Here is a 6327-nt window from a genome sequence, read left to right on the forward strand (position 1 = left end):
TTGTTGAGAGCCTTTTCATCGTACGGGGAGTAGGGGTTCGGCACCGGTAGGATCCGCCCCAGCCCAGTCCCTGTCACCTCTCTGCGGCGTTCTTCCATGCGTTTCCGTCCTCTGCTGGCCCTCGTGCTGGCGCTGTGTCTGACCCTGGTGACCGCCTGCAGCGGTGGGGCCAAGGCCGTGGATCGCTCCCAGCTCACCTACGAGGAGATCCACAACACCGGCCTGGCCAACGACTGCCCCACCCTGCCTGAATCGGCGCGGGGCTCGATTGCCCTCGACTCCGGCACCAGCTACCAGCTGCGTGAGATCTGCATGCATCCCGCCGAGGTGTCCGTGAAGGGCGAGCCGGCCAACAAGCGCCAGGAGGCCCGTTTCGTGCCGGGCAAGATCCTCACCCGCTTCACCACCAGCCTTGATCAGGTCTATGGCGACCTGAACGTGGAGGGTGACACGATCAAGTTCCAGGAGCAGGGCGGCCTCGACTTCCAGCTCATCACCGTGCTGCTGCCCGGCGGTGAGGAAGTGCCCTTTGTGTTCTCCAGCAAGGAGCTGAAGGCCACGGCCGATGGCGCTGCGATCAGCACCAGCACCGACTTCAACGGTGACTACCGCGTGCCCAGCTACCGCACCTCCAATTTCCTTGATCCCAAGGGCCGCGGTCTCACCACCGGTGTGGACTACACCCAGGGCCTGGTGGGTCTCGGTGCCGACAGCGATGGCCTTGAGCGCGAGAACATCAAGCGCTATGTCGACGGCACCGGCACCATGGAGCTGTCCATCACCCGGGTCGATCCCAGCAGCGGCGAGTTCGCCGGCGTGTTCACCGCCCTCCAGCCCTCCGACACCGACATGGGCTCGAAGGATCCCCTGGACGTGAAGATCACCGGCGAGATCTACGGCCGCTTGGAGGAGGTCTGATCACCACCTGCAAGCCTGACCACAAAAAGGGGGGGCCATGGCCCCCCTTTTTTGTGGTCGTGTCAGCGTCAGGGGCTTGGCTGGGTGGGGGGCTTGGCCTGGTCTGGGAGAATCCGCAGCCATTACCGCTCGCCCTGCCGATGGCCGCCGTTGACACCAGCCCCCACACCGCCCACGCGGGTCTGATCGCCCCCCACGGCGGCAGCCTGGTGGACCTGATGGTGCCGGCGCCCGAACGCGAGGCCGTGCGGGTTTCCGCCGGTCGGCGGATCGAGTGCAGCCACCGCAACGCCTGCGATGTGGAGCTGCTGGTGGTGGGGGGCTTTTCCCCCCTGCGCGGCTTCATGCATCAGGAGGACTACGACGCCGTTGTCGCCGGCCACCGCACCAGCAGTGACCTGCTGTTCGGCCTGCCGATCGTGTTCGACAGCGACGACGAGACCATCGCCGTCGGCGACCGCCTGCTGCTCACCTACCGGGGCCAGGAGCTGGCGGTGCTCACCGTGGAGAGTCGCTGGGAGCCCGACAAGGCGAAAGAGGCCCAGGGCTGCTATGGCACCACCTCGATCGAGCATCCCGCCGTGCGCATGATCAGCGGCGAGCGCGGCCGTTTCTATCTGGGCGGCAGCCTGCAGGGGCTGGAGCTGCCCCAACGCGTGTTTCCCTGCAAAACCCCCGCCGAGGTGCGCGCCACCCTGCCGGCGGGCCACAGCGTGGTGGCCTTCCAGTGCCGCAACCCCATCCACCGCGCCCACTACGAGCTGTTCACCCGCGCCCTGCACGCCGACAACGTGAGTGAGGGTGGCGTGGTGCTGGTACACCCCACCTGCGGCCCCACCCAGGAGGACGACATCTCCGGCGAGGTGCGCTTCGCGACCTACGAGCGGCTGGCGGAGGAGGTGGCCAACCCGCGCATCCGCTGGGCCTACCTGCCCTATGCCATGCACATGGCCGGCCCGCGGGAGGCGCTGCAGCACATGATCATCCGCAAGAACTACGGCTGCACCCACTTCATCATCGGCCGCGACATGGCCGGCTGCAAGAGCTCCCTCACGGGCAACGACTTCTACGGCCCCTACGACGCCCAGGACTTCGCCCGCGAGCACGCCGGAGAGCTGGGCATGGAGACCGTGCCCTCGCTGAACCTGGTGTACACCGAGGAGGAGGGCTACGTCACGGCCGATCACGCCAAGGCCCGGGGCCTGCACGTGCGCAAGCTCAGCGGCACCCAGTTCCGCCAGATGCTGCGCGGTGGCGAGGAGATCCCCGAATGGTTCGCCTTCCGTAGTGTGGTGGAGGTGCTGCGCTCGGCCGCCTGAGCCCCTCCGGGTCGTCCGGCCCCGAGTTGGCGCGAGTAACGTTCTTTTACCTTGATTCTCACCTGAGGCGAGTGCCGTGAAGAAACGCTGGCGTAACGCGGGGCTCTACGTGCTCCTGGTGATCGTGATGATCGCTGTGGGCACGGCCTTCCTCGACCGCCCCAATCCCGCCAGTGCACCGCGCACCCTGCGCTACAGCGATTTCGTGGAGGCCGTGCAGGCCAACGAGGTGTCGCGGGTGCTGATCTCTCCCGACCGCGGCACCGCCCAGGTGGTGGAGAGCGACGGCCGTCGCGCCGTTGTGAACCTGGCCCCTGATCAGGATCTGCTCAAGCTGCTCACCGACCACGACGTGGATATCGCGGTGCAGCCCAGCCGTGAACCGGCGGCCTGGCAGCAGGCGGTGGGCAGCCTGATCTTCCCGCTGCTGCTGCTGGGGGGCCTGTTCTTCTTGCTCCGCCGCGCCCAGGGTGGCGGCGGCAACCCGGCCATGAGCTTCGGAAAAAGCAAGGCCAGGGTGCAGATGGAACCGCAGACCCAGGTGACCTTCGGGGACGTCGCCGGCATCGAGGGGGCCAAGCTGGAGCTCACCGAAGTCGTCGACTTCCTTAAGAATCCCGACCGCTTCACTGCCGTCGGCGCCAAGATCCCCAAAGGCGTGCTGCTCGTGGGCCCTCCCGGCACCGGCAAAACCCTGCTGGCCAAGGCGGTGGCAGGTGAGGCCGGCGTGCCCTTCTTCTCCATCTCCGGCTCGGAGTTCGTGGAGATGTTTGTGGGCGTGGGTGCCAGCCGGGTGCGCGACCTGTTCGAGCAGGCCAAGAAGAATGCCCCCTGCATCGTGTTCATCGATGAAATCGACGCCGTGGGCCGTCAGCGCGGCGCCGGCCTGGGCGGGGGCAACGACGAACGCGAGCAGACCCTCAACCAGCTGCTCACGGAGATGGACGGCTTTGAGGGCAACACCGGCATCATCATCGTGGCGGCCACCAACCGCCCCGACGTGCTGGATGCGGCGCTGATGCGGCCCGGCCGGTTCGATCGCCAGGTGGTGGTCGATCGACCCGACTACAGCGGCCGCCTGCAGATCCTCCAGGTCCACGCCCGGGGCAAGACCCTGGCCAAGGACGTGGATCTCGACAAGGTGGCGCGCCGGAGCCCCGGCTTCACCGGAGCCGACCTGGCCAACCTGCTCAATGAGGCGGCGATCCTGGCGGCTCGCCGGCAGCTCAATGAGATCTCGATGGATGAGGTCAATGACGCCATCGAACGGGTGATGGCCGGTCCGGAGAAGAAAGACCGGGTGATGAGCGAGAAGCGCAAGCGCCTGGTGGCTTACCACGAATCCGGCCACGCCCTGGTGGGTGCCCTGATGCCTGACTACGACCCAGTGCAGAAGATCTCGATCATTCCACGCGGCCAGGCCGGCGGCCTCACCTTCTTCACCCCGTCTGAGGAGCGGATGGAATCCGGCCTCTACTCCCGCGCCTACCTGCAGAACCAGATGGCGGTGGCTCTCGGTGGCCGGGTGGCCGAGGAAATTGTCTATGGCGACGATGAAGTCACCACGGGTGCCTCCAACGACCTGCAGCAGGTGGCCCGGGTGGCCCGCCAGATGGTCACCCGCTTCGGCATGAGCGACCGTCTTGGTCCGGTGGCTCTGGGCCGCGCCCAGGGCGGCATGTTCCTGGGGCGCGACATTGCCGCCGAGCGCGACTTCTCCGAGGACACCGCCGCCACCATCGACGAAGAAGTGGGCCAGCTCGTGGCTGAGGCCTACCGCCGCGCCACCGATGTGCTCACCGCCAACCGCAGCGTGCTCGACGAGCTCGCCGAGATGCTGGTGGAGAAGGAGACGGTGGATGCCGAGGATCTGCAGGAGCTGCTGATCCGCCGCGACGTCCATGTCGCCGAGTACGTCTGAACTCCCGGCCCGCCGCTCCAGCCCATCACGACCACAGCCTCGATCGACTCCGCTGAGGCCCTGCTCACAGCCCTGCACCGCCAGCCCCTGCTGGCGGTGCTTCGCGCTGAACAGCCATTGACCCTTCTGCACCAGCTAGAGCGCCTGGATCAGATCGGCCTGCGCCATGTGGAGCTGGCCTGGACTGACCATCCCCACTGGACCGTCCAGGCCGCCGCACTGGTGGAGCGTTTTCCCCGCCTCAGCCTGGGGGCAGCCTCGGTGTGCAGCCTCGAGGCCGTGGAAGCGGCACGAGCAGCAGCTCTGGGCTATGCCGTGTCCCCCGTGCTGGATGCCGATCTGCTGCAGGCCGCGCGTGCCCGGGGCCTGGCCTTGGTTCCGGGGGTGTTCAGCCCCAGCGAGGTTCAGCGGGCCCGCCGGTTGGGCTGCCCGCTGGTGAAGCTGTTTCCAGCCGCCCACCTTGGGCCTGGCTACTGGCCCCGGCTGCGGGGTCCCCTCGGCAGCCTGCCCGGCTGCATTGCCGCCGGTGGGCTGGGGGTGGGTGATGTGGGGCCGTGGCTGGCCGCCGGCGTGGATGGGGTGGCCCTGGGCGGCCAGCTGAACGGGCCCGAGGCCTGGGCGGGGCTGGCCGAACTGGTGAACCGGCTGGGCTGAGCGCCATCGGACTGAGCCCGCCTGGACGCGGACGAAGGCGCCGCTACCAGAGGCTGCACTGGCCCTGCTGGCGCAGCAGATGGTCAGCCAGCACCAGGGCCACCATCGCCTCCACCATCGGCACCGCCCGCGGCAGCACACAGGGATCGTGGCGGCCCTTAGCCGCCAGGGTGGTGGCTGCTCCAGCGGCGTTGATCGTCTGCTGTTCCTTGCGGATCGTGGCGGTGGGCTTGAAGCCCACCCGGATCACGATCTCCTCGCCATTGCTGATGCCCCCCTGGATGCCGCCGGAGTTGTTGGTGGCGGTGCGCAGGGAGCCGTCGGCTGTGGGCAGGAAGGCATCGTTGTGCTCACTGCCCTTGAGCAGGGTGCCGCCGAAGCCGGAGCCGATCTCGAAGCCCTTGGTGGCCGGCAGCGACATCACCGCCTTGGCGAGATCCGCCTCCAGCTTGTCGAACACCGGCATGCCCAATCCCACCGGCGGCTGCCGCACCAGGCACTCGATCACCCCGCCGCAGGAGTCCCCCTCGCGGCCGATGGCCTCGATGCGCTCGATCATCCGCGTGGCGACGGCTGGATCCGGACAACGCACGATGGTGCTCTCCACCGCCTCCAGGGTCACCGTGGCCGGATCTACCGCGGCCTCGATGTCGTGGATCCGGCGGACCCAGGCGATCACCTCGGTGCCGGCGGCACGGGCCAGCAGTTGCTTGGCGATGGCACCAGCGGCCACGCGGCCAATCGTTTCCCGGGCCGAGGCCCGGCCGCCGCCGCTGCGGGCCTGGATCCCGTACTTGGCCTGATAGGTGGCGTCGGCGTGGGAGGGGCGGAAGGCCACCTCCATCTCCTTGTAATCGCCGGGGCGTTGGTCCTTGTTGCGCACCACCATGGCAATCGGGGTGCCCAGGGTCATGCCATCAAGCAGGCCACTCAGCACCTCCACGCGGTCGTCTTCCTTGCGGGGGGTGGTGATCTTGCTCTGGCCTGGTTTACGCCGGTCGAGTTCGGCCTGGATGGCCTGCAGATCGAGCGCCAGCCGCGGCGGGCAGCCCTCCACGATCACGCCCACACCACCGCCATGGGATTCGCCGAAAGTGGTGATGCGGAAGAGCTGTCCGAAGCTGCTGCCCATGGCAAGGACCCATTGCGGCGAGCGTAGGGGAGCCGCCCGCAGCGCAGAGAGCGCCGCTTTGTGCCTCAGCTGTTGCATGAAAAAACCCCCTCCCGATCGGGAGGGGGTACTGGAGATTCCGTCTGGTTGAGGCTTGTTCAACCTCGGCAGGCCGTCTGGCCTCAGCCGGGCTGTGTGGCCTCAGCCGATTGTCGGTGCGGTCAGCGCCACGGGGGTGGCTTCTGCAGCGGCCAGGTCGAGGGGGAAGTTGTGAGCGTTGCGCTCGTGCATCACTTCCATGCCCAGACCGGCACGGTTCAGCACATCGGCCCAGGTGTTCACCACACGGCCCTGGCCGTCGAGGATCGACTGGTTGAAGTTGAAACCGTTGAGGTTGAAGGCCA

At 67.7% G+C, this 6327-nt stretch carries 5 protein-coding genes and 1 pseudogene; 4 read left to right on the forward strand and 2 right to left on the reverse strand.

Annotation, left to right across the window (positions count from 1 at the left end; all coding sequences use genetic code 11):
- Positions 1-96 precede the first annotated feature (96 nt).
- The 4 genes from psbO (at position 97) to KBY96_RS11970 (ending at position 4812) form a co-directional block, all read left to right on the forward strand.
- The gene (gene psbO / locus KBY96_RS11955) at positions 97-918 is read left to right on the forward strand and encodes a photosystem II manganese-stabilizing polypeptide (RefSeq protein WP_254979630.1); all 822 of its coding nucleotides are present in this window, start codon (positions 97-99) and stop codon (positions 916-918) included.
- 140 nt (positions 919-1058) lie between these two features.
- Entirely contained in the window at positions 1059-2237 is a 1179-nt protein-coding gene (sat, locus tag KBY96_RS11960; RefSeq protein ID WP_254979631.1) for a sulfate adenylyltransferase, read from the forward strand.
- A gap of 76 nt (positions 2238-2313) precedes the next feature.
- Positions 2314-4158 carry an ATP-dependent zinc metalloprotease FtsH3 gene (gene ftsH3 / locus KBY96_RS11965; RefSeq protein ID WP_254979632.1) on the forward strand — a complete coding sequence of 615 codons (1845 nt, stop codon included), beginning with the start codon at positions 2314-2316 and terminating at the stop codon, positions 4156-4158.
- Positions 4159-4230: 72 nt separating this feature from the next.
- Positions 4231-4812: a bifunctional 4-hydroxy-2-oxoglutarate aldolase/2-dehydro-3-deoxy-phosphogluconate aldolase gene (locus KBY96_RS11970; RefSeq protein WP_254979649.1), complete on the forward strand. Its 582-nt coding sequence runs from the start codon at positions 4231-4233 to the stop codon at positions 4810-4812.
- 43 nt (positions 4813-4855) lie between these two features.
- On the opposite strand, the gene aroC is transcribed toward KBY96_RS11970, so the two are convergent.
- Together aroC and KBY96_RS11980 are read right to left on the reverse strand one after the other, a co-directional pair.
- Positions 4856-5944, reverse strand: a complete 1089-nt coding sequence (gene aroC / locus KBY96_RS11975; protein ID WP_254979634.1) for a chorismate synthase — start codon at positions 5942-5944, stop codon at positions 4856-4858.
- A gap of 180 nt (positions 5945-6124) precedes the next feature.
- Positions 6125-6327: pseudogene (locus KBY96_RS11980) on the reverse strand (photosystem II q(b) protein); the annotation flags it as partial.

The sequence above is a fragment of the Cyanobium sp. ATX 6A2 genome, from assembly GCF_024346355.1.
In the GTDB taxonomy this organism is placed as follows: domain Bacteria; phylum Cyanobacteriota; class Cyanobacteriia; order PCC-6307; family Cyanobiaceae; genus NIES-981.